Here is a 26,209-nt window from a genome sequence, read left to right on the forward strand (position 1 = left end):
GCTGGCGCCGATCCGTTAGAACGTAAACCGCCCCTCCGCCACCGTGACGCATGGCCCGCCGAGCACGGCGCGGGCACCTTCGCGGCGGCAGGTGAGATAGCCCTTGCGTTCGCTCGCCTGCAGCGCGGTGAAGCTTTCGCGGCCCAGCCGGTCGCACCAATAGGGCGTCAACGCGGCATGGGCGGAGCCGGTCACGCTGTCTTCGTCCACTCCGGCGCCGGGCACGAACACGCGGCTCAGAACGTCGGTATCGGTGCCGGGCGCGGTGCAGATAAATTGCAGATCGCCGAGCGGGGCCAGCGCGCGAAAATCGGGATCGAGCGCCATCACCTCGTCCGCAGTGGCATAACGAAAGATGTGATAGCCGCCCGCATGGCTCGCGATTTCCTGCGGCCGGGCGCCGAGCCCGCGCACCGCTTCGTCGAAGCTTTCCTTCGGCTCCGGCGCATAAGCGGGCAGCGAGAGCGCATAGCCCTCGCCGTCCCGCGATACCGTCAGCACGCCCGCCTTGCGGGTGCGAAAGCGGACCTCGTCCGCGTCCTTCATCCACTCGGTCAGCGCGATATGGCCGCTCGCCAGCGTGGCATGGCCGCACAGGTCCACCGTGCTGGTGGGTGTGAACCAGGTGAGCTCATAATCCGCCTCGTCATCCGCGCAGGGCACCAGAAACGCCGTTTCGGCAAAATTGTTCTCGCCGCCGATCGCCTGCAGCACGGCATCGTCCGGCCAGCTTTCCAGCAGCATGACGGCGGCTTGATTGCCCGCGAACGCTTTGTCCGCAAAGGCATCGACGTGGAAGTAAGGGACGGTGGGCATAAAGAGCTACCTTTGGTTTGAAAGCGCCGTTCGGGCTGAGCTTGTCGAAGCCTCGTTCTTCTTTCGGGCGAACGGATCTAGGGCGTTAAGTCAGGACGCTATTCGCTCCCCTCGAGCTTCTTGAACTGGTCCTCTTCCACCAGCGGATTGTCCGGCTCATCCACATGGCCTTCGGGGTCAATATGGATCAGCACTTCCACATCGGGGAAATGCGCGCGCAGATCGTCTTCCACGCGGTGAATGATATCGTGGCTTTCCGCCACCGTCATCTTTGCAGGCATATCGACATGGAACTGCGCGAAGTCGCGGTTGCCGCTGGTGCGGGTGCGCAGATCGTGGAGGTTCTTCAACTCCTCGTGCCGATGCGCCATTTCGATGAAGGCGAGGCGTTTTTCCTCCGGCCATTCCTTGTCCATCAGCTGATCGATCGCGCGGCTCGCCCCGCGAAAGGCGTTCCAGCCGAGCCACAAAGCGATGGCGACGCCGAACAGCGGGTCGGTCCAGCCGAGGCCCAGATACTGGTCCAGCACAAGCGCGGCGATGACCGAAAGATTCAGCAGCAGATCGCTCTGATAGTGCAGATTGTCCGCCTCGATCGCGACCGATCCGGTGCGGCGGATGATGCTCTTCTGATAGGCCACCAGCCCGAAGGTGGCGATGATCGCGATGACCGAGACGATGATGCCGGATTCCGCTTGCTCGACCGGTGCGCCCTTCAGCAGCCGCTCCACCGCGCGCCAGGCAATCAGCGCGGCGGACACCGCGATCAGCGCGACCTGGAACAGCGCGGCCAGCGATTCGGCCTTGCCATGGCCGAAGCGATGGTCCTCGTCCGGCGGCATCGCGGCATAGCGCACGCTGAACAGCAGGACGAGAGAAGCCGCTAGATCCAGGCCCGTATCGGCAAGCGAGCCGAGCATCGCGACCGATCCGGTGGCGATCGACGCCCAGGTCTTGAGGACGAGCAGGAACAGCGCGGTCCCCACGCTGGCAAGCGCCGCGCGCACATTGAGGGGCAGACCGCCGCCTGTGTCTGCAGTGCTCACGGGTAAAGCAGCCCTTCTGACCAACCGTCGCCATCGCGCACGAACTGGCGGCGTTCGTGCAGGCGATATTCGCGGTCCTGCCAGAATTCGATCCGCTCGGGTGTCAGGCGATAGCCGGACCAGTGCGGCGGGCGCGGCACGTCGCCGCCTTCGAACTTGCGCTCATAGCTCTCGAACCGGTCCAGAAACGTCTCGCGTTCGTCGAGCGGGCGCGACTGGTCGGAGGCCCAAGCACCGATCTGCGAATCGCGCGCGCGGCTGGCGAAATAGGCATCGGCCTCATCATCGGACACGCGCGACACCGGCCCGTATATCCGGATCTGGCGGCGCAGCGATTTCCAGTGGAACAGCAAAGATGCCTGCGGGTTCGCCGCCAGTTCCGCGCCCTTGCGGCTTTCGAAATTGGTGTAGAAGACGAAGCCGTCTTCGCCATGCCCTTTCAGCAGCACCATGCGCACCGACGGGCGCCCGTCCGCGTCCGCGGTGGCGAGCGCCATCGCGTTGGGATCATTGGGTTCGGATGCTTCCGCTTCGGAAAGCCAGCGGTCGAAAAGAGTGAAGGGATCTTTGGCCATGGCCCATGCTGTAGCGCCGCGCCGCGCACCGGTCGAGACGGCAGCGGCATGTGCCAAGGCCCAAGCATTTGTTGCCCTCGGGCCAAGCGCATCCTAACTCTCACGCCATGGCAGACCCTTATGCAACATTGGGCGTTTCGCGCGACGCCGACGAGAAGACGATCAAGAGCGCCTATCGCACGCTGGCGAAGGAGCTCCACCCGGATCGCAACAAGGACAATCCGGCCGCGGCGGACCGCTTCGGCAAGGTGACGCAGGCCTATGACCTGTTGATGGACAAGGACAAGCGCGCCGCGTTCGACCGGGGGGAGATCGACGAGGAGGGCAATCCGCGCGGCCCCTTCGGCTATGGCGGTGGGGGTGGCGGCGGTTTCCGCGGACAGGGCGGACCGCAGGGCGGCTTCGGCGGCTTCTCCGGTGGCCCCTATCAGGGCGGCGGCGAGGAAGTGGACCTGGGCGATCTGTTCAGCGATCTGTTCGGCGGAGGCGGGGGGCGCCAGCAGCGCTCCAATCCCTTCGGCCGCGGCGGACGCGCAGCCCCGCCCAAGGGCGCGAACATCGCCTATCGCATGCAGGTGAGTTTCACCGACGCCGCCACGCGCGAGCCGCAGCGGATCACGCTGGCCGACGGCAAGACGATCGACCTGAAACTGCCCGCAGGGCTTGTCGACGGGCAGCAAATCCGCCTCGCAGGCAAAGGCCAGCAGGGCCCCGGCGGCACCGGCGACGGCATCGTCACCGTGCAGATCGGCGGCCATCCCTTCTATGAGCGCGACGGCGATACCATCCGGCTCGATCTGCCGATCACGCTGAAAGAGGCGGTGCTGGGCGGCAAGGTGCGTGTACCCACCGTCGACGGCCCCGTGATGCTGACCGTTCCGGCAGGGTCCAGCTCGGGCAAGACGCTGCGCTTGAAAGGCCGCGGCTTCAGCACCAAAAGTGGCGGGCGCGGCGATCAGCTCGTCCGGCTGATGGTGGAGCTTCCGGAAGACGACGCCGCATTGAAGCAATTCGTAGAAGGCTGGCAGGCGCCGGGCGGCGTCCGGGACGAGCTGGGTGTCTGAACACAGCCCGCTCTCGCCGGAAGCCCGGCGCAGAACGGTTCTGCGCCGCCGCAAGAGCGAGCGCAGCAAGGAAACGGAGGCGAGCTGGTTTCAGCGGCTCAAGCCCGGCCAGAAGACGATCGAGGTGGTGAAGCGCACCGCCGTCGGCGTTTACACCGACGGCTTCACGCAGGCCGGCAATTTTGCCTATCTGTCGCTGCTCGCCGTTTTCGCCTTCTTCATTGTCGCCGCGGCCGTTGCCGGCGTGTTCGGCCGGACGCAGCTTGGTTTCGACCTGATCCAGAGCTTTTTCCAGACAGTGCCGCGCAGCGTCAGCGATGCGCTGCGTACACCCGTCGAAAGCGCGATGACGGCGCGCTCTGGCCCCGTCCTCTGGCTCTCCGCCGTCGTCGGGCTATGGACCACGGGCAGCCTGATCGAGACCATCCGCGCAGCCCTGCACGATGCCTATGGCACCACGGCCCAGCGCCCTTTCTGGCAATATCGCCTGCGTTCGATCGCGATCATCATCGGCGCGGTGTTCCTGGCCATGATCGCCTTTTCCACCCAGGTCATCGTCACCGGCGCGGAGCAATTCGTCTATACCTACCTCCCCTGGGCGCAGAATATTTCGCGTATTCTGTCGATCGGGCGGTTCCTGCCCTTTTTCGTGCTGTTCGGGGCGCTCTACATCCTGTTCCGCGCCATCACGCCGCGCGATTATCGCGGACCCGATTGCCCAAAATGGCCGGGCGCGGTGCTGGTGAGCGCCTGGTGGCTCGCCTCCACCATGCTTCTGCCGTTGTTTCTGGCAAACGCGACCAATTACGATCTTACCTATGGCAGCCTGGCCGGCGTGATCATCGCGCTCATCTTCTTCTATCTTATCGGCCTGGGCATGGTTACGGGCGCGCATCTCAACGCGGCTCTGGCCAATGAGGGCGGCTGCGATGTAGAGGGCGGGCAAGGAGAACAAGACGCATGACCGGATTGATGCAGGGCAAGCGCGGGCTCATCATGGGCCTCGCCAATGAAAAATCGCTCGCCTGGGGTATTTCGAAGCAATTGGCGGAGCAGGGCGCGGAGCTTGCGTTCAGTTATCTTGGCGAAGCGCTGGAAAAGCGCGTGCGCCCGCTGGCCGAGCAGCTCGGCTCCGACATCTGCATCCCCTGCGATGCGTCCGATCAGGAATCGATCGACCAGTGCTTCGCCGCGCTCGGCGAACAGTGGGATTCGATCGACTTCCTCGTCCACGCCATCGGCTTTTCGGACAAGAACGAGCTGCGCGGCAAATATGTCGACACCAGCCTCGACAACTTCCTGATGACGATGAACGTCAGCGCCTATTCGCTGGTCGCCGTCACCCGCGCCGCGCGCCCGATGATGAAGGACGGCGGTTCCATCCTGACGCTGACCTATTATGGCGCGGAAAAGGTGATCCCGCATTACAACGTCATGGGCGTCGCCAAGGCCGCGCTGGAATCCAGCGTCAAATATCTCGCGGTCGACCTCGGCCCGGAAAATATCCGCGTGAACGCGATCAGCGCCGGGCCGATCAAGACGCTGGCCGCCAGCGGCATCGGCGATTTCCGCTACATCCTGAAATGGAACGAGCTGAACAGCCCGCTGCGCCGCAACGTCACGATCGAGGATGTCGGCGGCGCAGGCGTCTATATGCTGAGCGACCTGTCGAGCGGCGTGACCGGCGAGGTCCACCATGTCGACGCCGGCTATCACGCCATCGGCATGAAAGCCGAAGACGCACCCGACATCGCGCTCGACCACGGATGAAGACCATCCGTCCGGAAGCGCGCGGCGACGTCCCCGCCATCCGCGAGGCCGTGCGCGCCGCCTTCCCGACCGACGCGGAAATGCGGCTGGTCGATGCCCTGCGCGAAAAGGGAGACATCGCCGCCTCTCTGGTGTGCGAGGCAGACGGCTTCATCGTCGGCCATGCGGTGCTCAGCCGGATGAACGTGTTCGCCGACGGCCGCCCGGTCGCCGCCGCCGCGCTCGGCCCGGTATCGGTGCTACCCGAATGCCAGAGCGAAGGCATCGGCACGCGGCTGATCCGCGATCTGATCGAGCAGGCACGCGGCATCGGGTTCCAGCTGATCTTCGTGCTGGGCGATCCGGCCTATTACGGCCGCTTCGGCTTCGACGCACCCGCCGCGAAACCCTATCGCAGCGCCTATTCGGGCGAGAACTTCATGGCGCTGGAACTCGACGCCCCTCCCCGCCCCTTCGAAGGCAGCGCAGAATATGCCGCCCCGTTCGGGGAAATGGAGGGCTGAAGAGAGCCACTCTCCCCTCCCGGGAGAGGAGGGGGAAAGGAAATTATGAGCCACAACAGCTTCGGCCATCTGCTGCGCGTCACCACCTGGGGCGAAAGCCATGGGCCGGCCATCGGCTGCGTGGTCGACGGGTGCCCTCCGGGCATCGCCTTGAGCGAAGCCGACATCCAGCCTTTCCTCGACAAGAGACGGCCGGGCACTTCGCGCTTCACCACGCAGCGGCGCGAGCCGGACGAGGTGCGCATTCTCTCCGGCGTGTTCGAGGGCCGTACCACCGGTACGCCGATCAGCCTGATGATCGAAAATGTGGACCAGCGCTCCAAGGATTATTCGGACGTCGCCAAGGCCTATCGTCCTGGCCATGCCGATTATGCCTACGACGCCAAATATGGCTTTCGCGACTATCGCGGCGGCGGGCGCTCTTCGGCGCGCGAGACGGCGATGCGCGTGGCCGCGGGCGCGGTAGCGCGAAAGATCATCCCGCAGGTTTCCATCACCGCTTGGACCGCCGAGCTGGGCGGGGATGCGGCGGAAAGCTTCGACGCTGCGCAGATCGCCGCCAACCCTTTCTTCGCCGCCGATGCCAATGCCGCTACGCGCTGGGAACAGCTGGTGGACGGCGCGCGCAAATCCGGCAGCTCGCTGGGCTCCATCGTCGCTTGCGAGGCGACGGGCGTGCCCGCGGGCTGGGGCGCGCCGCTCTACGCCAAGCTCGACGCATCGCTGGCCGCGGCAATGATGAGCATCAATGCGGTGAAGGGCGTGGAGATCGGCGACGGCTTCGAGGCCGCGCGGCTTTCAGGCGAAGCGAATGCCGATCCGATGCGCCCGGGCGCTAACGGTCCGGAATTCACCGCCAATCATGCGGGCGGCATCGCGGGCGGCATCGCCACCGGACAGCCGGTGACGGCGCGCATCGCGTTCAAGCCCACCAGCTCCATTTTGACGCCGGTCGACACCATCACTCCGGACGGCGAGGCCACGCAGATCGCTACCAAGGGGCGCCACGATCCCTGCGTCGGCATTCGCGGCGTGCCCGTGGTGGAAGCGATGATGGCGCTGGTGTTGGCGGATCAATATCTGCTCCACCGCGCCCAATGCGGCGGCTGAGGCGGCTGAGGCGGCGTGGGCACGAAAGGCCTGTCCTACAGGGCAAGCCAGTGATAACCATATCGGTTATAAGAGCCGCAATCTTTGAACCGCCCCGCTGTCTGTCAGCCGGTCTTGGCCGCGCGTGCTGCGAAGACATTCGCGCCAAAGCCGCGATCGGCGACAAGTTCGACAAGATAGCGGCCTCCGCCCCACCGCTCACCGTCAAAGCCTATGCGGCTCCCGCTTGTCTCGCCCCTTCCCCGCGCAATCCGCCTAGTGCGCGCCCGCAAACCGCTCTAACGGTAAAACGATGATCCTGATCGAAGCCTTCCGCGCATTCGTTGCCGAGTATCAGGCCATCATCGGCCTCGTCATCCTCGCGGCGATGTTCGTCGGCTTCGTCATGGAGCGCTTCCCGGCCACCGTGGTCGCGATCCTGGGCGCCTGCCTGTTCCTGTTCCTCGGCATTCTGGACGACAAGGGGCTGTTCTCGGTCTTCTCCAACCAGGCGCCGATCACCATCGCTGCGATGTTCATCCTGTCGGGCGCGCTGCTGCGCACCGGCACGATGGACGCCATCGCCAGCGCGATCATCGCCCGCGCCAAGAAGCGCCCGCAACTTGCCATCTTCGAGATGATGATCGGCGTGTTCTTCGCGTCCGCCTTCATGAACAACACGCCTGTCGTCGTCGTGATGATCCCCATCATCATGCGCCTGGCCCAGGCGCTGGGCACCAGCGCCAAGCGCCTGCTGATCCCGCTCAGCTACATCTGCATCCTGGGCGGCACGACCACGCTGATCGGCACCTCGACCAACCTCCTGGTGGATTCGGTCGCGCAGGATGCAGGCCTGCCCGGCTTCGGCATCTTTTCGATCACGCCCTACGGCCTGATCGCCGGCGTGGTCGGCGCGCTGATGCTTGTTTTCATCAGCCGCTGGTTCCTGCCGGACAAGGACGAGGACAGCCCTACGATCGGCCAGGAGGCAAGCGGCTTCCTGACCGAGGTGCGGATCCGTCACGATAGCGAATATGTCGGCAAATTGCTGTCTGATCTGCCGATGACGCGGCGCGACAAGGTGAAGGTGATCGCGCTGAAACGCGCAGGCCGCTTCCAACGCACCGGCATCGAGAACGAGGTGCTGCGCGCGAACGACCACCTCGTCTTGCGCTGCGCCATCGCGGAGCTGCTATCGCTGCGGTCATCAAGCGAGTTCGAGGTGGGGCTGACCGCCGGCGATTCGAACGTTTCGGCCAGTTCGCGCGGGCTGGTGGAAGCCACGATCGCACCGACGCATCCCTCGATCGGCCAGCGCTTGATCGACATCCCTTTCCTGTCTGACCTGCGTGTGCGCATCCTTGGCATCTCGCGCTTCCGCAAAGTTCCCGGCCCCGATTTGCCTGGCGCGCGCGTCCATGCAGTCGATCGCATCCTAGTCACCGGCGAGGACGAGGCGATCCGGGCAATGTACAGCAATCCCAATCTCTACGGCGTAGGCGAGACCAAGGAGCGCGAGTTCCGCCGGGACCGCGCACCGATCGCCATCGGCGCTCTCGCCGCCGTGGTGCTCTTATCCGCCTTCGGTATCCTGTCGATCGGCATTGCGGCGATCATCGCGGTGGGCGTGATCCTTTTGACCCGCTGCATCGACGCCGAAGAGGCCTGGAGCTCGCTCGATGGCAATGTGCTCGTCCTCATCTTCGCCATGCTTGCAGTGGGTCTGGCGTTGGAGAATGCCGGCAGCGTATCGCTAATCGTGGGCGCGCTGACGCCGATCCTGCGCGACGTGCCGCCCTGGGCGCTCATCTTCGCCGTCTACGGCATTTCTGTGGTGCTGACGGAGGTGGTGACCAACAATGCGGTGGCCATCATCGTCACGCCAATCGTCATCAAACTGGCAAGCGATCTGGGCGTGGAGCCGCGCCCGCTGGTCTTCGCGGTCATGTTTGCCGCGTCCGCCAGCTTCGCCACGCCGATCGGCTATCAGACCAACACGCTGGTCTATGCTGCGGGCGGCTACAAATTCACCGACTTCTTCAAGGCGGGCATACCGCTCACCATTGGTGTCGGCATCGCCACCTGCCTGGCGATCGACTGGCTGGCGTAACCGGGCGCCCCGGCCCTGTCAGATCACGGTCTTGCGCAGAGCCTTTTCGGTCAGCGCATCACCGCCATCGACATTGCCGATGATCGCCATGCTGCCGTCGCCCTGTTTCCGCGCAACGAGGAGCACAAACTCCTCCTCGGTCCCGGCAAACTGATCGAGCGACTTGGGCGCGGCGCTGCGAAGCTTCTCCCGCGGGTCACGCTTCACGGTGCGTGCCAGCCCGGCCTTCGCCTCGCGGCGCGCCTTGCGTTCGTCACGCACCAGCGCCTTCAGCCCGCCATCATAGCCCTCGATGGCCGCCCCGAGTTCTCCGCGCGCAATGCCCGTCCGCTCCGCGAACCCCAACGCAGCGGCATATTCGGCGATCCGCGTCTTGTCGTAATCCGCCCCGAAGACGAGTTTCACGATCGGCGTCATCGGCGCGCGCGCCTGGCGCTTCAGCCCGGTGTCCGCGAGCAGCGCGGCATAATCCTCCGGCTTCTCTTCGGCAGCCAAAGCGAGATCCCAGGCAAGCCCGATCGCGGCGTACAGCGCACCGCGGCTGCGCATGTCGATGCCCTGCGCGATTTCCGCCTGCTCGCGCGCGGCGGCAAGCCAGTCGGCCAGCGGTGCATCAGCATCTGGCACGACAATCGCCGCCTCGTTTAGCGCGAACTCTTCTTCGCTGTCGCCCACATCCATGCGGCTCGGCGAATCGGCCCAGACCGGCACCGGCTTGGGCCGCGGCCGCACGGCGCGCAGCGCATCCTCCACTTCGAGCTGGAGCTCTCCGGAGATGTCGTCGCCCGCCGCTTCCTTCCAGTTGATGACGCCGTAGATGAAATCGATGCTGTCATCGTCGGACGAAAACGGCAGCAGGATACCGCGGTACATGATCGTCAGGCCGCGCTGGTTCACGAACTCGGCCTCAAAGCCGATCGGCGCGCGGTTGGCGATGATCTGAAGATAGTGGTCGGTGATCCGCGTCAGCAGCGAACGCGGCGGCACCTGATCGAGATAGAAGATGTTGCCTTCGATCTGGCACTCATCGCGAATCGCGGAGCCCAAGAACTGGATCGACGGATTTTCGATGCCCGATGTGAAGTCCAGGAGGACGCCGTTATCGGCGAACTCGGGGACGCTGGCGGGTTCCAGATCCTCGATATCGGGAAAGTTGCGATCGCCGAGCAACGAGGTCCAGAAATTGTACGCACGCACCTGCATCCGCCGCTCATCGCCGGAAACCAGCGGCGGCGCGTCCAGGCCGACATCGTCTTCATCCAGCCCGACGTCTTCGTAACTCACATAGTCCGCATCATCGCCCTGAAAGCCGTCATGCGAACCGAAACCGCGCAGATCGTCCATCTTACCCCGCCTTGCACTCCGCCCGCCCCGGACAGGACAGGTGGCATGATTGTGCACCGCTTTTGGTAAAGAAGGTGTAAACCCTTGAAAGGCTGCGCCCGGCGCCCCCCCCTCTCTAAGAGAGTTCTGGATAGGACCAGCGCAAGTCGGCAATTCTGCGCACAACATCTTGCCAGCCGCCCCCACCCCCGCTATGCGCGCCCCTCGGTAAGCCGCTTTAGCTCAGCTGGTAGAGCACATCATTCGTAATGATGGGGTCAGGTGTTCGAGTCACCTAAGCGGCACCACCTTCACCGTGGCAGTACGCCGTGGGTTGTGACACTTCTGAGAAAAGCCTGCGCTGTTTCAATCCCCGTCCGCTTTCTTCCGCCGAGACAAAGCTCGGTTCTCACGGGTAAACTTCTACGGGGCGGCGGATGGTAGCACGGTGCTCTATTTCCATCTGTTGTTCGGCTGTCCCTTCCTGCCACCTGCAAAAGCGGACGCATTCGAGAAAGCCAATCTTCGTTGTCGCGCTGTGGCGCCTCTATTGCGGCGGGACACGGAGGAAGGCAGCGGAGATGCCATCGTCATCAGATTTGCCGGGCGCATGGCGTGTCTGCTCCATCAGCTGGGCATCGGCCGGGCGCGCCTTCTCGCCGCGGCTTGCGGAACGGCCTTCGCACTCTCCTAAGCGAGGGACTTTTCGCATCTTTGCAAACAGGTGGTGATCGCCGGACCTGCTCTGCTAATCAGCACAGGCTCCTCGTAAACTTCTACATGAAGGACGTCCCTGGAGCTGGAGCTGGCCGGCGTGCGCCCATTGGCGGCCGCATCGACCGTCTCAACGGTATCGACGATGTCTTGGGCCGCGCATTCGACCTTCTCGGCGTCGCGCTTGATCTCCTTGAGCTTCTTGCCGCGGCCGCTGAACTGGCCAGCCTCGACCGGAGCCGAAACTACAGTAGCCGCAAGCGCGAGGCCGACGGCAGTCACGATCAGCAAAGTCTTGAGCCCCAAGGGCCGGAGCTGACGTGTGACGCCCGGCTCAGGGCAGATCGATCGAGGTTGTCCAGCGCTCCGGGTGACCATTTTCGATCTCTATAAAGCACAACCATAACGGGCTCATGGCGGCTGCGATAACGCCCCGGCGGTCAGCCCCCCAAATTCCACATGGCAAGATAATGGGCATCCGACGGAATTGCAGGATCTGGTCGGCATGTTCGGATTGCAGGACGGGCAGCTCTTGCTGGACGCAAAAGCGAATGAGCAAGTGGTCAAATAGTTGGACTTTTCCCCTTTCCCCCTATCCTGTTCTGAGCTTCGCAGCCTATGCGCTAGTTGCCGGCGAAATCAGCGCCATGGTGGAACCGGGACTGGTGCTGACCCCGCCAACCGATGGCACGCAAACGGACGATGGATTCCTGTCCGCCTCCGAGATTTTAAAGCTCAATCTTGACGCGGACTGGGTCATTTTGTCCAGCTGCAAAATGGCCGCGGGAGGTGCCTATGGAGAGCCCGCGCTGATCGGCCTCGCGCGTGCGTTCGACGACGCGGGCGTGTGATCCTTGCTCGTCCCGCACTGGCCTGTACGAGATGATACCGCCGCTTTCCTGAACGTGGCGACAGTAAACGCTGTGATAGCAGGCAGATCCCGATCGATTGCTCTGCACAAATGACGATTATTGGGGACGATAGCGGCATATCTCGGACCGATCATCCAGCAATTTAGGGACCGTTTGTTGTCATGAAGCCCTAGTCATCGAGTTATTCGGGATATTGCGGTTCCCACATGCGGCTGGTGATGGCCTTGGCCAGCGCCGCGTCATCCGGCTGTTCGATCTGTGCGACGCCGTCGGCAAAGGCCTGCTGAGCGACGGCCAGCGCAATCTCTCGGGCGACGTCGCGCAGCTTTTCCTGACGGGGGATGAAATGGCCCGGCCCGTCCCGGCTGGACGTCTCGATCTCGCTTAGCTTGCGCGCCGCCGCAACGAACATGGCATCGGTCACCCGGCTGGCTTTTGCAGCGACTGCGCCCAGGCCGACGCCCGGAAAGATATAGGCATTGTTTGCCTGGTCGACCGGGTAGGTGCCCCCTTCAAAACGGACCGGGTCGAACGGACTGCCGGTTGCCACGAGGGCCTTGCCGCCGGTCCAGTCCACAAGGTCCTGCGGGGTGGCCTCGCTCTTCGCCGTCGGGTTGGACAGCGGCATGATGATCGGGCGGTCCGTGTGCCCCGCCATCGTCTCGACTGCCTTGCGGGTGAACGCCCCCTTTTGCCCCGATGTGCCAATCAGCACCGTCGCCTTGGCGTTTTCCACCACGGCTTCGAGGTCGATCCGGTCTCCCGGGACGCTCCAATCATCCAGCTCATTCGCCTTTCTTGCGAACGGCTTCTGGAAAGCCTTGAGATTGCTGTCATCGGTCAACAATCCATCGGCATCGATGGCGTAGAACCGTTTATAGGCATCATCCTCGCTTGATCCCTCGTCGATCATCAGCTTGACGAGCATGCGCCCAATCCCGCACCCGGCGGAACCGGCGCCGTAGATGACGAAGATCTGATCGCTCAATCGCCTGTCCGCCGCCTTCGAGGCTGCGAGCAGCATGCCCGCAACCACCGCGGCCGTGCCCTGCACATCATCGTTAAAGGTGCACAAATCCTCCCGGTAGCGTTCCAATAGGCGCAATGCATTCGCCTGCGCAAAATCCTCGAACTGCAGCAGGACATGGTCCCAGCGTTTCTTTACCGCATCGACAAAGGCATCGAGAAATGCGTCATAATCCTCGCCCCGAACGCGATCATGCCGCCAGCCGACATATTGCGGATCGTCTCGCCGATCATCATTGTCGGTGCCCGTATCGAGCAGGATCGGCAGCGTCTTGGCCGGATCGAACCCGCCGCACGCGGTATAGAGCGACAGTTTCCCGATCGGGATGCCCATGCCGTTGGCGCCCTGATCGCCCAGACCCAGGATACGCTCGCCATCGCTCACCACGATCACTTCGACATCGTCGAAACGCGGATCGTCCAGTATCCCGGCGATCTTGTCCCGTTCGGGAATGGTCAGGAACAGGCCGCGCGGATGTTGATAATGGCGGCTGAATTCGATGCAGCCCTCACCCACTGTAGGCGTGTAGATAAGCGGAAGGATGGTCGGCAGATCGCCGGTCACCAGCGCGTAGAACAGCACCTCATTATCGTCCTGCAGATCGCGCAGCCTCAGATAGCGCTCGATCGGCGGGTCCACCTCCATCACCATCGCCCGTGCCCGTTCAAGCTGTTCGCCGAGTGTTTCCACATGGGGCGGCACCAGTCCGCGCAGCCGCAGCGCGTCGCGCTCCTGCTCGCTGAAGGCAGTGCCTTTGTTGGACAGCGGATCCTGCAACAGGGCAGTACCCTGCTTGCCCGTCGGTTCAGCTCCGGTCTTGCCCGTCATTCTCATCCTCGTCCTCTCCGGGCACCGCGCCCGCATCATCATGCGCGGCCAGTGCCAGGCGCGCGTCGGAGCGATCCAGCAGCCGTAGCCAGAACCAGTGCAACAGCACTGCGATGCGGCTGCGCATGCCGATCAAGAAATAGATATGCGCCAGCCCCCAAAGCCACCATGCCAGCCTGCCGGTCAGCTTGATCCAGCCGAAATCGACCGCCGCCTGATTGGGGCCGATGGTCGCAAGATCGCCCTGATGACGATAGACGAACGGGCCGGGATCGCGCCCCTTACCCAAACGGTGGCGCAGCAAGCCGGCGAGGTAGGCGCCCTGCTGTTTGGCTGCGGGCGCAATGCCGGGAACGCTCTTGCCATCCTTCCAGGCCACTTCGGCGCAGTCCCCGATCACGAAGACATCGCCATGGCCCGGCAAGCTGAGATCGCGGGAGACAGGCACGCGCCCGCCGCGTTCCGCTTCCACGCCGAGCCACTTTGCCACCGGCACCGCGCGCGTGCCCGCCGCCCAGATCACCGTATCGCAGGCCAGATTGCCCGATTCCAGGCTCACCCCACCTTCGTGACAACCGGTCACCTTTTCACCCAGGCGAAGCTGGATACCCATCTTGCGAAGGCGTGCGGCACCATAAGCGGAAAGGTCGTCCGGCAGATTGGGCAGAAGCCGATCGGCCGCATCGATCAGCACGATCGTGCTGTCGGACGGATTGAAGCTGCGAAATTCGTCTTTCAGTTCTTTCTGGCACAAGGTCGCGATCATGCCCGCCAATTCCACGCCGGTGGGGCCGCCGCCGATGATGGAGATGCAGGGCGCGCGGCCCGAAGCCTCCCGCTCGCATTGTTCGAACGCGGCCAGAATGCGCGTGCGGATCGCCATGGCGTCGCTGGCCGTTTTCAGGCCGGGCGCCATGGCCGCCCATTGATCATTCCCGAAATAGCTCGTCACGCTGCCGGGTGAGAGAATCAGCGTATCATAGGGATAGCTGCCCTCCGGGTGGGTGCGCACCTCGCGCGCTTCCAAGTCAACGTCGCAGACTTCCGCCTGCACCACGCGCACATCGGGGCGGTCGCGCATCAGCGTGCGGATCGGCCACGCGATATCGGTCACGGGCAGCACGGTTATCGCGGCTTGGTAGAGCAGCGGCTGGAAGAGATGATGATTCTGCCGGTCGATCAGCGTGATCTCCAGACCGGCCATTTTGGCGGAGGCGACGAAGTTCAGGCCGCCGAAGCCCGCACCGACAACGACCACGCGATGGGGCGTGCCGTCCGCGCCGTAGCCCACATGGTCAGTCACGCTCGGCCAGCTTCCGCTTGATGTCCGCAATCGCCTTGGAGGGATCGAGGCCCTTGGGGCAGGCCGAGGTGCAGTTCATGATCGTATGGCAACGATACAGACGGAACGGGTCGTCGAGCTGGTCGAGCCGATCTCCGGTATGATCGTCGCGGCTATCCACGATCCAGCGATGGGCGTTCAGCAGGATGGCCGGGCCAAGATATTTGTCCGAATTCCACCAGTAGCTGGGGCAAGCCGTGGAACAGCAAAAGCACAGGATGCACTCGATCTGCCCATCCAGCTTGCGGCGCTGGTCGGGCGGTTGCAGCCGTTCGCGCTCCGGCGCGGCGGTGTCGGATTTCATCCACGGCTCGATCAGCTCATATTGCGCGTACAGCTGCTCAAGACTGCCGACCAGGTCCTTGATGACATGAAGGTGCGGCAGCGGCGTCAGTTCGATGTCGCCATCGCTCAGCTCCTCGATCGGGGTCAGGCAGGCAAGACCGTTCTTGCCGTTGATATTCATGGCGCAGGAACCGCACACGCCCTCCCGGCAGGAGCGGCGCAGGGCGATGGAGGGATCTACCTCATCAATGATCTTCAGGATCGCGTCGAGAACCATCTTGCCGGTATCGGCCAGATCGATGGTGTAGCTGTCCATGCGCGGATTGCCGCCCTGTGCGCGGTTCCAGCGATAGATGCGCACCGTGCGCGGATCCTTGGCATCATCCGGCGCGGGGTGGCTTTTGCCTTCAAGAACCTGCGAATTCTTCGGCAGACGGAATTCACCCATGGGTCCGGTCCTTATCCTGCATGATCACGGCCTAGATCTTCCGCTCGGTCGGCGGGAAGGGTTCGGCATCTCCGCGTCCCGTCGTGAGGGTCACGGGCCGGTAATCGATATCGACGCCCCGCTTGCCATCGCCGCCCTCCCGATCGAGCCAGGCAACGGTGTGCTTGAGCCAGCCGTCATCGTCGCGCTCCTCAAAATCGTCGCGAATATGCGCACCGCGCGATTCCTTGCGGTTGAGGGCGCTGGCGGCGAGCACCACCGACTGTTCGTACAGGTTCTTCACCTCATGCGCGGTCACCAGCTCCATGTTCCATTCCAGGTGCGGATCGGAACAGCCGATATCGTCCACATCGCCCGCCAGATCGGCCAACGCATCGATGCCCTTTTGCATCGTGTCTTCCTTGCGGAATACGCCGAAGCGCTCCTGCATGATGGCCTGCGATTTGCCTCGCACCTCGCCAGCATTCGCGCCGCCTTCATTGTAACGCAGCGCATCGAACCGATCGAGCGAGGCCTCCACCGCCGCCTTGGGCGCGGGCGGCGCATCGGCGTCCTTGTCCACGATCTCACCCGCCTTGATCGCAGCGGCACGGCCGAACACGATAATATCGAGAAGGCTGTTGGTGCCGAGCCTGTTCGCGCCGTGAACGGACACGCAGGCAGCCTCGCCAATCGCCATCAGTCCGGGCACGATCGCGTCCTTGCCCCCAAGGCGCGGGTTGATGACCTGCCCGTGGATGTTGGTGGGGATACCGCCCATTGCATAATGCGCGGTCGGCACGACGGGTACGGGATCGGTGCGCGCGTCGATCCCGCGGAAGGTCTTGATGGTCTCCAGAATGCCGGGAAGCTTGGTTTCCCAGGTCTCGTCCGGCAGATCCATCAGGCACAGCTCGATATAGTCACCATTTTCGCCGCAGCCGCGCCCCTCGCGCATCTCCACGCCTTCGGCATGACTGACGATATCGCGGCTGGCGAGGTCCTTCTCATGGGGCGCGTATTTCGGCATGAACCGGTCCCCCTCGCCATTGCGCAGATAGCCGCCCTCGCCCCGCGCGCCTTCGGTGATGAGCACGCCCGGCCCCTGCAGTCCTGTCGGGTGAAACTGCACAAACTCGCCATCCTGCATGGGGATGCCGGCACGCAGCGCCATGGCGATCCCGTCGCCGGTGCAGGTATGCGCGCTGGTGCAGCTTTCGAACACCCGGCCATAACCGCCGGTGGCCAGCACGGTCTGCTTGGCGAGGAACCGGTGGACCGTGCCGTCGACCAGGCTGAACGCCATGAAGCCGCGACAGGCGCCATCTTCGTCCATCAGCAGATCGGTGGCGAAATATTCGACGAAGAACAGGGCCTTGTGCTTCAGGCACTGCTGATAAAGCGTGTGTAGGATGGCATGGCCCGTGCGGTCAGCGGCGGCGCAGCTGCGCGCGGCCATTTCGCCCTCCGCACAATGCGTGGTGTGCCCGCCAAATTTGCGCTGGTAGATGCGCCCGTCATCGGTGCGGCTGAAGGGCACGCCCATATGCTCCAGCTCGATCACCGCCGGGATGGCCTCATGGCACATATAGGCAATGGCGTCCTGATCACCGAGCCAGACCGATCCGGCAACGGTATCATACATGTGCCAGTGCCAGTCATCTTCCTTGATATTGCCGAGCGCAGCGGCGATGCCGCCCTGCGCCGCCGCGGTGTGGCTGCGCGTGGGAAACACCTTGGTCACGCAGGCGGTGGAAAGCCCCTGCGATGCCATGCCCAGTGTGGCGCGCAATCCCGCGCCTCCCGCGCCCAGAACCACGACGTCGAATTCATGCTCTATCACTTGATAGGCCCGGGCCATGTCAGGCGCCTCCGATATGTTTGAAAAGCAGCACGAGGAGCCCGCCGATCGCGGCAAGCCCGGTCGCCCAGGCGGCGGCGTAAAGCGCCAGGATGGATGTCGTCAGCAGGAAGCGCGTATGGACATAATCTTCCAGCACCACCCGCAAACCGATCGTGGCATGGCGCAAGGCCATCAGCAGCAGCGCGGCGATCAGTACGGCATTGATCGGTGAGCCCAGCCATGCCGCCGGCGCTGCCCCCGCCCCCGTCATATGAACCAGCAGAGAGACGACGAACCAGACCGCAAGCGGGATTAGAGCCAAAGCGGTGAGCCGCTGCATGCGCCAAGTTCGGGAGCCCGTGCCCGATGCGCCATAACCCTTGGACTTGCGATACGCCTCGCGCTGATAAAGCTGCGTCAGGAGTGCAGCATTGGTCTCAGTCTTGGCGACCTTGATCTCTTCATGGCCCCCATCATCCCCATCAGCCTTTTGCGGATCATCGGTAGCGTCGTCGGTGCTGTCGGCGTCTTTCTGTTCGGTCATGCCCCCACCCCTCCAAACAGTACGAATACCCAGATCAGCAGCGCCAGCGCGACCGCGCCGATCATCGCCGCCCAGCCGGTCGAGCGCGTGTTCGCCATGCCGAAACCGTGGCCACTATCCCATCCAAGATGCCGTATTCCGTTCAGCAAGTGGAAGCAGATCGCCACGGTCCAGCCGAACAAAAGCAGCTTGGCGGGCCAGCTGGCATAAATCCGCGCGGTCCAGTCTGCGGCGGCGCCACCGGCCGCCATCGCGACGATCCACCAGGCCAGCACCGGCAAGCCCGCCGCCAGTGCGATACCGGTGGCGCGGTGCAGGATCGACGTCGACTGGCCGATTTCCCAGCGATAGTGCGCCAGATGCGGCGACAGGGGCCGCTCGCTGTTCAGCCCGCGATCGCCGCTCATGCTGCCTTGCCTTCCCGCACCGTCAGGCTGGCCGGATTACCCCTCCGGGGATTTTGCGCGTTATCGACCGTGCCCAGCATCATGGCGCCTTTCCGCAACAGCGATCCAGGTCTTGCCGCAAGCCGGGAGATCTGGGTCGCAGTCTCATCACCGATCCACGCAGACCCGACCGCCCTTGGCACCGATGAACCTCCTGTAAACGCCGGAATGCGGCCGAATGTTTCATGCAATTTCAGCCCGATTACCCGGTTCATCATCGTCGAGCCGGTTTGCAGGGCCGAGGAAGGATCGGCTCGCGGCGATGAAGGCGGCAGCAAACAGCACGGTTCCGACCAAAACGATGATCTCGGTGTCGTGCTTGCCCGCCAGGTGCCACAGGAAAAACAGAAGCAAGCCGCCATTTGCAAGCGCTCCAAGCCACAGCAGCACGGCACTGCCCCCTGTCTTTTCCAATCGATGAAGCACAACGCCAAGCGGGATGAAGGTGTGGACGAGAAGGAAAACCGCGCTGGCCACATCACCGATCTGTGAGATATCCAGAGACAGGATCATCAGGATCACGATCCCCACCGTCGCGACCATCGCCAGATTGCCCTGCCTCAGAAACAAGGGCCGCGCCAATATCGGGCTGACCCGCTTCTGGTCGGCCATGTAACCGATCGTGTTCGAGCCTGAGAAAATATTGGCGTTGATATTGGTCATGGTGGAAACCATCGTGGTGATGCCCACGATCAGAAAACCTGCTCTACCCAGGTCCGGCCTTGCACCGGCTACCCAGCCAACTGTGCGCGAAATGATCGATCATAGGCCGGGTAGAGGGCACCGCCGGGGCGGCAGCGGATGTCAGCCGGATATATTCTGGCGCCGATAACTGATCGCAAGAATTATGGCGTCCAGTTCACCCGTCACGGCAGCTCCAACTGCTCCCGGTCTGCGGTGGCGGCGATGAGTTCGCCTTTCAGCGCGGCGAGTTCATAGCGGGCATCGAGCAGGTTGATCCGCGCCTGCAGCAGCGCCTGTTCGCGCAAGTTCACCGTCAACAGATCGCTGGCACCTAAAAACAGGCGGCGGCGTTCGGCCTGGGCCAGTTGCTGCGCGAGGCTTGCGTCCTGACGAGCGAGGCTGATCTGGTCCTCCGCGGCATCCGCGCGGATGGCGAGCCGGTTGATCCGCACCACGATCTCGTCTTCCAGCTGGCTGTGCTTGCGCTGCAATTCGTCGATCTTGGCCGAAGCGGCGATGCTGCGTCCCTGCGCATCGCGGCGCTGCAGCGGCATGGAAAAGGTAACGCCGACCTTGGTTTCCAGCGGGGTACGGCTTGGCCCGCCAAGGCCTTCCGCCCCCAGATCCTTGGAAACATCGACTCCGACATCGAGCCGCGGACGCAGATCATTCTCCGCCAGCAACCGTTCGGCACGCGCTTTATCCATCCGCAGCAGAATCGCCGACAGATCGGGCCGGGCCAAGCGGTCCAGCCCGCCGAAAACCGGCAGAGGGCTTTTCAGATCGGGAAACTCATCGGGCAGCAGTTCGGACGTCGGGAAGACCGGACGGCCCAGCGCATCGCGCCAGAAGAAGGACAGGTCGTTGGCGGCGGCATCCAAGGTACGCTCTGCCCGCACCAGATTGGAGCAGCGCTGCACGATGTTCTGCCGATTTTCGACGGACAGGATCGCCGGCTGCGCGCCGAGGCGGATGCCGCGCTCTATGCCAGACTGGCGCGATTCGGCGAGGTTCAGAAGTTGCCGGAATACGCGCACGCGCTGCCCGGCGGCGACCCATTGCAGATAGGCATCGAGCGCGCGCTGCTGCACGCCGATGGCCACCATCTGCCGCTCGAACGAGGCAATCGATACGTCGGCTTCCGCCTGCGCCAATTTGGTGCGGCGACTGTCGGTCAGCCGATCCCGCAGCAGAGAAAAGACCCCGCCAACGCTGACCTCCCCCAGCTTGTTGGTGAAATATTGGTCTTCATAAATTGGAAAATCGCCGCGCGAGACACGGTATCCGGCGTAAACCTGCCCACCATTATTGGTGAGCGGCTGATAGGCCTTCGCCTCGGCCTTTGCCCCGTCATAATAGCCGAGCACGCGGGAAAAACCGTCGCCCTTGAACAGCAGATCGAATTCGCCGCGGGTGGAGAGGAGACGCCCCGCCGCCTGCCGTTCCTGAGCTGCCGCCGCCAGAATCTCCGGCGCATGGCGCGCTGATGAGCGCAGCACCTCGCGCAGCGTCAGCACATCGCCGACCGGCGGCTGTGCCGCCTCCTCAATCTCGGGCTGCGGATTGCCAACAGGCTCGATATTCTGGGCAGCCGATGGCGATGCGAACGCCTGGCAGGCCAGTAGCGTAAGCATGGGCCACGGGGAAAAGCGCGAAAGCAGCATCGCCCGCTCCTAAAGCGCCTTGCCGCTCGGCTCGTTCTGGCCGGATTTGTCCGCGGGCGTCACCCGGCCTTGCGGATATTCCAGCGGGAAATCGTTGAGCCGCCGCCACAGTTCGTAACCAACCGACACCGTTTCCATCTCAATCCAGCCGCGCGCCTTTGCGCCGACGCGCAGATATTCGGTGCTCGGCCAGCTGCGTTCACCGGGCTGCTGCTCTACAAGCACGCGGAACAGGCCGTTGGGCTGCGCCGAATGATCGACCGAGCGCACGCGCCCATCGAACAGGCCGCCGCCCAGCGTCGGCCATCCGCTGAACTGGATTGCGGGCCAACCTTCGAAGGCGATGCGCACCGACTGGCCGGGATGGATCAAAGCGATGTCGCGGCCATCCGCATACATTTCGAGCACGCGTTTAGGACGCAGCGGCACCACCGTGGCAAGCTGTGCGCCGGCATCGACATAGGTTGATCCGGTGGCTGAATTGACTCCCTGAATGCGGCCCGACCGGGGGGCGAACACCGTTTGCGAGGATTGCCGGTCCAGCGAAATATCCACCTGATTCAGCTTCGCCCGCGCCACCGCGAGCGAGCTGCGATACCCTGCGGCAGTGATCTGGGACGCTTCATAATCGCGCCGGGCAAGCAGCCCCTCGGAATAAAGTTGCTGATTACGGTCGACGTTCAAATTCGCCGTCGCCAGCGCGGCCTGGGCGGCATCGATCTCCGCCAGCACCTGCAGCCGTTCGGCGCGCAGTCGCTCGACCAGATTGGGGTCGTTGTCCATGATCCGGGCAACCGGATCGCCGGCCTTTACGAGATCGCCGTCCTGCACGAACCACTTCTCCACGCGGCCCGGAACCAGCGCTGTCACCGCCTGCGGGCGATCCTCAGGGTTCAACGCGACGATCTCACCCGGACCAGCGGCGGTCTGTACCCATGGCGCAAAAAACAGAACCGCCGTGACAAGCAGGATACCGATGATGGTGCTGATCACGAAGAAGCGCGCAATCCGCGGTGTCTTGATGGTCTGGAGCGTATGGAAATGATCGTAGCGGCCCGGCAGGCTCGCATCACTGCGCGCCGTCCGCTGCTTTTCCGAAAAGCTCGGCGCGAAACCCGGCTGGCCTGCGGAGTGTTCAGGCAGAGAGGACATAGCCGGTCTCCGTTCCCATATCGCGCTCGAACGTCTCCATCGAGGCAAAGCGCCGCTGTTCGGTCCCACCCAGCCAGAGCAGGGCATCCCGGTCCAGATCGGTGGGCCGCCGGGTGAATTGCAGCACGGTGGTGCCTCCCTTCTTCAGCTCGGCCAGCGCCGCCGTCACGCGCGCCGGGGGCAGCAGATCGTAGAGCGGAGACATGACGAGCAGGCGCGGCCTGGAAATCAGCGCCGCCGCCAGCTTCAGCGCCATGACTTCGCCCACGGTGAAGGGCCATCCGCTGTTGGACAGGATGGTGTCCAGCCCATCTTCCAGGGTTTCGATCCGCTGCGTCAGGCCGACACGGTCGATGCTGTCGTATATGACGGCGCGGCGATCCTCACCCTCGGTCTGCCGATCGGTCTCCTCCGCAGCGAGATCGAGATAATCGCGCACCGACATCTCGACCATTTCCGCGCGGTCGCAGATCATGACTTCCGAGCGCAGCTCATACAGCCCGAAATCGCCGACATCGTGACCGCCGATCAACAGCATGCCGCGCTGTGGGCGCTCCTGTCGCTTCAGCAGCTGCGTCAGGGCACGGCGCTCGTCCGCCCCTGCCACCACCGCGAGCTGCTCGCCCGCGCCAACCTCGAAGTCGAAACGATGGCCACTGGTGCTGACATTGCGCAGCACAAGCGCGCCGCTGTCCGGACGCCGCTTCTTGCCGCCGGGATCTTCCTGTTCGACATCCCAGAAACGGGTCGTTTCCTCCAGATTGGCGGCGAACTCATACAGAGTGGGCAGATAGATCGTGACCTGCGCGATGCCGTAGAACACGCTCGACAGGATCAGCTCGGCCGCCACCAGCTGCCCCAGCGAAAGCTGCCCGGCAATGATCAGCGCACCGCCCAGCGCGAGGAAACCCGCATTGGAGAGAGCGAACGCGACGAAAAAGGCAATGCTCTGCCCGAACGACTGCCGGAAGTGACGCCGATGCTTGTCCACCCAATTGGCGCTGAGCGCTTCCGAGCGATTGATGGCGTGGTGGAGATGGCGGCTGGATTTGAAGAAACCGCTCGATTCCGCCAGCGACTGGATCCAGTGCGCGGTCTGGTGCTTCGCCTCGCTCTGTTGAACGGCCGTGAAGATCGCGTCCTTGACCCATACCCGCCAGATGATCGCCAGCACGAGGACCAGGATCACGTTGAACAGGAAAACATAAGGATGGTAGAAACTGGTTACGACCAGTCCGACACCGCCCTGCAACAGGATCGCGAACAGGCCGATCAGAAGGCTGGGCAGCGACTTCTGCACCATGATCATATCGAAATAGCGATTGAACAGATCGCCGCGCCGCGAATCGTAGAAATGCGGATCGCGGGCGTGGACGGTGCGCAGCGTAATCTCGGCAACGATCCGTGTGTAGATGCGTCGCTCCAACAGGGCGATCACATACAGCCGGAAGGCACTGAGAAGCGCCAGCACCGTCAGCATCAGGAGGAGCATCAGCGACAGGGTGATCAGCGGCGTCGCGACATCGATGGCGGCGACGGAATTGATCAGCAGCTGCACCGAGATCGGCGTTGCCAGCCACAGCAGGGAAATGCCCACACCGTAGATCACGGCCATCCAGACATAGCGGGAATCGGGTCCGATAATCGTACCGAACCATTGCAGAAACTGAGTAACGCCCGCTTCCGACCGCTTCATCAAGGATTTCCCGTGAATCTGACTTGAGATGGGCGTGGCCTACCAACAAGCCTTTTCACGATCTACCCCAATCGTCGTGAAAGGCGCGCAAAAGCGGGGTTCTCAGAAGTTAGAGCAGCTCCGAAATAACATGCAATTGGTCTGATCGCTCACGGACCGAGGCGGCGGCTCTGGCGGAAGTGAGCGTAGCGATTGAGCAGATCGTTGATCAACTGATCGCTGCTGAACCCGGTTACGTCATGCGGTTGATCGCCTTCGGAAGAATGCGCCATCGCACGATAATGCGTGCGCTCGCCATCCTTGGTTTTGCGCGTTTCGGCCCAGGCGAAGCTTGGCGCACGAAAACCGCGGGCACGAATGGCGTAGCGGAAAGTGCCGCGTTCGCCATGTTCGATCTTCAGATCGATCACATCCTCATCTTCGCTGATTTCCGGCGAAAGTCCGCTGCCGTCGAATTGGCCCGCAATGGCTTGCAATGCCGGCTTGGCCGTCTCGCGCAGGAAGGCGGACACTTCCGGCTTGTCATGATGGCGGGTAATTGCGGACAAACGCGACTGCCAGCTGACCGGGCTGCGCGCGCCGGCTGGCACCCCGGTAATGGCAAGGTCCATGGCCGAGCCGCGTGTCTCCGTCTGCAACGCACGCAGCAGGCCGTAGCAGATGAACACCATCACCACGGAGAAGGGCAGCGCGCTCGTGATCGCGGCGGTTTGCAGCGCCTGCAGTCCGCCTGCCACCAGCAGCACCGCAGCGACCGCCCCGGCGCAGCATGCCCAGAAGACGCGCTGCCAGACCGGCGGGTTCTCGGCAGCGCCGGAGGTGATCATGTCGATTACCAGCGCGCCCGAATCCGCAGACGTCACGAAGAAAGTGATCACGAGCAGCGTGGCGAGGCCCGAAGCCAGGCTGGCGAGCGGCAATTGCCCCAGCACCTCGAACAGCGCGACCGGCAGATTGTTCTTCACCGTGGCCGCGATCGGCGCGATGCCGGAAAGGTCCATCGCGATGGCGCTGTTGCCGAATACCGTCATCCACAAGAACGTGAACAATGCGGGCACCAGCAGCACCCCAGCGATGAACTGGCGGATCGTGCGGCCGCGCGAGATACGCGCGATGAACATGCCGACAAAAGGCGACCAGGCGATCCACCAACCCCAGTAGAACAGCGTCCAGTTGGCGAGCCAGGGGTTCGGTTCATAGGCGTACATACGGAAGGTGCGCGGGACCACCTGGCCCAGATAGGCGCCCACATTCTGAACGAAGGCTTGGAACAGGAAGATCGTCGGCCCGGTGATCAGCACGAAGGCCAACAATAGGCCGGCAAGGATGATGTTGAGTTCGGACAGGCGCTTCACGCCCTTGTCCAATCCCATCACGACCGAAAGCGTCGCCATACCGGCGATCGCCGCAATCAGACCGATCTGAACCGGCACGGATACCGGCAGGCCGATGAGATAGTTGAAGCCTGCGTTCACCTGCAGCACGCCGAGGCCAAGCGAGGTGGCGACGCCGAACATGGTGCCCAGCACCGCAAAGATATCGATCGCATGGCCGATCGGCCCGTTGATGCGATCCCCGATCAGCGGATAGAGCGCGCTGCGGATCGTGAGCGGCAGACCCCGCCGGAAGGCGAAATAAGCGAGTGCCAGGCCGACGACGATGTAGATCGCCCAGGCATGCAGCCCCCAATGAAAGAATGTCAGCACCATCGCATCGCGCGCGGCCTGGATCGTGCCGCCCTCACCCACCGGCGGATTGGCATAATGCTGGATCGGCTCGGCCACCCCGAAGAAGATGAGGCCGATGCCCATCCCTGCGCTGAACAGCATCGCGAACCAGGACAGATAGCTATATTCCGGCTCGCTATCGTCCGGCCCCAGCTTCACATCGCCATAACGGCTGAGCATCAGGAACAGCACGAACACCAGGAAACCGGCCACGGTGAGGATGTAGAACCAGCCGAAATCGGCCACGATGCCAGCCTGCAGCGCGTCGAATATCTGTTTCGAACGCTCCGGAAAGAGCGCACCGAACAGCGCGAAGGCGAGGATCAACACGGCCGAGGTGAGGAACACCGGCGCATTGATCTTGATCCGGAAATTCTCCCCGGATTCGGCCGGTTCTTTCAAAACAGGATCGTTCATCGATGTTCTTCCGGCTGTTTCGTAGCGTCATGAACCGGCGAAAATCACCGGACGGGGCTGGGGGCGGGCTTCTAAGAGCATTCCGCGCGCGCCGATGCAACCGCAGCGCCCACTTCACCGCCATTTTCGCTCCGCTCATCGTTCCCGCAGCGCTAACTCGCCGTAGCGAGCTGTCCACCATGCTGCCAGGTGCCCCTTCACCTTTTTGCCTTCCCCATCCGCATTGCTGCCGCTAGGGCTCGGCA

At 63.4% G+C, this 26,209-nt stretch carries 23 protein-coding genes and 1 tRNA gene; 8 read left to right on the forward strand and 16 right to left on the reverse strand.

The window, feature by feature from the left end:
• Positions 1–15 precede the first annotated feature (15 nt).
• The 3 genes from H7X45_RS08555 to pdxH form a co-directional block, all read right to left on the reverse strand.
• A complete protein-coding gene (locus H7X45_RS08555) occupies positions 16–816 on the reverse strand; it encodes a PhzF family phenazine biosynthesis protein (RefSeq protein ID WP_187334488.1) in 801 nt (266 codons plus the stop codon).
• A 98-nt stretch (positions 817–914) separates the two neighbouring features.
• A complete protein-coding gene (locus H7X45_RS08560) occupies positions 915–1,862 on the reverse strand; it encodes a cation diffusion facilitator family transporter (RefSeq protein WP_187334489.1) in 948 nt (315 codons plus the stop codon).
• Positions 1,859–2,437 carry a pyridoxamine 5'-phosphate oxidase gene (gene pdxH / locus H7X45_RS08565; RefSeq protein ID WP_187334490.1) on the reverse strand — a complete coding sequence of 193 codons (579 nt, stop codon included), beginning with the start codon at positions 2,435–2,437 and terminating at the stop codon, positions 1,859–1,861. The genes H7X45_RS08560 and pdxH overlap by 4 nt, the downstream gene beginning before the upstream one ends.
• 107 nt (positions 2,438–2,544) lie before the next feature.
• Between pdxH and H7X45_RS08570 the strand changes: the two genes are divergently transcribed.
• From H7X45_RS08570 to H7X45_RS08595, 6 genes are all read left to right on the forward strand, one after another.
• Positions 2,545–3,501, forward strand: coding sequence for a DnaJ C-terminal domain-containing protein (locus H7X45_RS08570; protein WP_187334491.1), 957 nt, complete (start codon positions 2,545–2,547; stop codon positions 3,499–3,501).
• On the forward strand, positions 3,494–4,465 hold the full coding sequence (locus H7X45_RS08575) for a YihY/virulence factor BrkB family protein (RefSeq protein WP_187334492.1): 972 nt from the start codon (positions 3,494–3,496) through the stop codon (positions 4,463–4,465). The genes H7X45_RS08570 and H7X45_RS08575 overlap by 8 nt, the downstream gene beginning before the upstream one ends.
• Positions 4,462–5,271 (forward strand): enoyl-ACP reductase FabI, encoded by an 810-nt coding sequence (fabI, locus tag H7X45_RS08580; protein ID WP_187334493.1) that lies wholly within the window; start codon positions 4,462–4,464, stop codon positions 5,269–5,271. The genes H7X45_RS08575 and fabI overlap by 4 nt, the downstream gene beginning before the upstream one ends.
• Positions 5,268–5,774 carry a GNAT family N-acetyltransferase gene (locus tag H7X45_RS08585; protein WP_187334494.1) on the forward strand — a complete coding sequence of 169 codons (507 nt, stop codon included), beginning with the start codon at positions 5,268–5,270 and terminating at the stop codon, positions 5,772–5,774. The genes fabI and H7X45_RS08585 overlap by 4 nt, the downstream gene beginning before the upstream one ends.
• 45 nt (positions 5,775–5,819) lie before the next feature.
• Positions 5,820–6,884: a chorismate synthase gene (gene aroC, locus H7X45_RS08590; protein WP_187334495.1), complete on the forward strand. Its 1,065-nt coding sequence runs from the start codon at positions 5,820–5,822 to the stop codon at positions 6,882–6,884.
• A gap of 301 nt (positions 6,885–7,185) precedes the next feature.
• The gene (locus H7X45_RS08595) at positions 7,186–8,973 is read left to right on the forward strand and encodes an SLC13 family permease (protein ID WP_425498191.1); all 1,788 of its coding nucleotides are present in this window, start codon (positions 7,186–7,188) and stop codon (positions 8,971–8,973) included.
• Positions 8,974–8,991: 18 nt separating this feature from the next.
• Here the strand turns inward: H7X45_RS08595 and H7X45_RS08600 are convergent, their stop codons facing one another.
• Positions 8,992–10,317 (reverse strand): PAS domain-containing protein, encoded by a 1,326-nt coding sequence (locus H7X45_RS08600; protein ID WP_246449408.1) that lies wholly within the window; start codon positions 10,315–10,317, stop codon positions 8,992–8,994.
• 211 nt (positions 10,318–10,528) lie between these two features.
• On the opposite strand from H7X45_RS08600, the gene H7X45_RS08605 reads away from it, so the two are divergent.
• Positions 10,529–10,604, forward strand: a tRNA-Thr gene (locus H7X45_RS08605).
• A 382-nt stretch (positions 10,605–10,986) separates the two neighbouring features.
• Here H7X45_RS08605 and H7X45_RS08610 read toward each other — a convergent pair.
• Positions 10,987–11,301: a hypothetical protein gene (locus H7X45_RS08610; protein ID WP_187334497.1), complete on the reverse strand. Its 315-nt coding sequence runs from the start codon at positions 11,299–11,301 to the stop codon at positions 10,987–10,989.
• Between the two features lie 260 nt (positions 11,302–11,561).
• Between H7X45_RS08610 and H7X45_RS08615 the strand changes: the two genes are divergently transcribed.
• Positions 11,562–11,861: a CHAT domain-containing protein gene (locus H7X45_RS08615; RefSeq protein WP_187334498.1), complete on the forward strand. Its 300-nt coding sequence runs from the start codon at positions 11,562–11,564 to the stop codon at positions 11,859–11,861.
• 202 nt (positions 11,862–12,063) lie between these two features.
• Here the strand turns inward: H7X45_RS08615 and H7X45_RS08620 are convergent, their stop codons facing one another.
• The 11 genes from H7X45_RS08620 to H7X45_RS08670 form a co-directional block, all read right to left on the reverse strand.
• Positions 12,064–13,737, reverse strand: a complete 1,674-nt coding sequence (locus tag H7X45_RS08620) for an NAD-dependent malic enzyme (RefSeq protein WP_187334499.1) — start codon at positions 13,735–13,737, stop codon at positions 12,064–12,066.
• Positions 13,715–15,040: an NAD(P)/FAD-dependent oxidoreductase gene (locus tag H7X45_RS08625; protein WP_214645481.1), complete on the reverse strand. Its 1,326-nt coding sequence runs from the start codon at positions 15,038–15,040 to the stop codon at positions 13,715–13,717. Before H7X45_RS08625 ends, H7X45_RS08620 begins: the two co-directional genes overlap by 23 nt.
• Entirely contained in the window at positions 15,033–15,812 is a 780-nt protein-coding gene (locus H7X45_RS08630) for a succinate dehydrogenase iron-sulfur subunit (RefSeq protein WP_187334500.1), read from the reverse strand. Before H7X45_RS08630 ends, H7X45_RS08625 begins: the two co-directional genes overlap by 8 nt.
• Before the next feature lie 31 nt (positions 15,813–15,843).
• On the reverse strand, positions 15,844–17,652 hold the full coding sequence (sdhA, locus tag H7X45_RS08635) for a succinate dehydrogenase flavoprotein subunit (protein WP_187334501.1): 1,809 nt from the start codon (positions 17,650–17,652) through the stop codon (positions 15,844–15,846).
• 1 nt (position 17,653) lies between these two features.
• Complete coding sequence (sdhD, locus tag H7X45_RS08640) at positions 17,654–18,178, reverse strand: succinate dehydrogenase, hydrophobic membrane anchor protein (protein ID WP_187334502.1); 525 nt, start codon at positions 18,176–18,178, stop codon at positions 17,654–17,656.
• Entirely contained in the window at positions 18,175–18,585 is a 411-nt protein-coding gene (sdhC, locus tag H7X45_RS08645; protein ID WP_187334503.1) for a succinate dehydrogenase, cytochrome b556 subunit, read from the reverse strand. Before sdhC ends, sdhD begins: the two co-directional genes overlap by 4 nt.
• Positions 18,586–18,807: 222 nt before the next feature.
• Complete coding sequence (locus H7X45_RS08650) at positions 18,808–19,287, reverse strand: hypothetical protein (RefSeq protein ID WP_187334504.1); 480 nt, start codon at positions 19,285–19,287, stop codon at positions 18,808–18,810.
• A 203-nt stretch (positions 19,288–19,490) separates the two neighbouring features.
• Positions 19,491–20,972, reverse strand: coding sequence for a TolC family protein (locus H7X45_RS08655; protein WP_187334505.1), 1,482 nt, complete (start codon positions 20,970–20,972; stop codon positions 19,491–19,493).
• 9 nt (positions 20,973–20,981) lie between these two features.
• A complete protein-coding gene (locus tag H7X45_RS08660; RefSeq protein ID WP_187334506.1) occupies positions 20,982–22,124 on the reverse strand; it encodes an HlyD family secretion protein in 1,143 nt (380 codons plus the stop codon).
• On the reverse strand, positions 22,108–23,820 hold the full coding sequence (locus H7X45_RS08665) for an ATP-binding cassette domain-containing protein (protein ID WP_187334507.1): 1,713 nt from the start codon (positions 23,818–23,820) through the stop codon (positions 22,108–22,110). Before H7X45_RS08665 ends, H7X45_RS08660 begins: the two co-directional genes overlap by 17 nt.
• A gap of 149 nt (positions 23,821–23,969) precedes the next feature.
• On the reverse strand, positions 23,970–25,964 hold the full coding sequence (locus H7X45_RS08670; RefSeq protein ID WP_187334508.1) for a BCCT family transporter: 1,995 nt from the start codon (positions 25,962–25,964) through the stop codon (positions 23,970–23,972).
• Positions 25,965–26,209 lie beyond the last annotated feature (245 nt).

It is taken from the genome of Novosphingopyxis iocasae, assembly GCF_014334095.1.
GTDB lineage: Bacteria > Pseudomonadota > Alphaproteobacteria > Sphingomonadales > Sphingomonadaceae > Novosphingopyxis > Novosphingopyxis iocasae.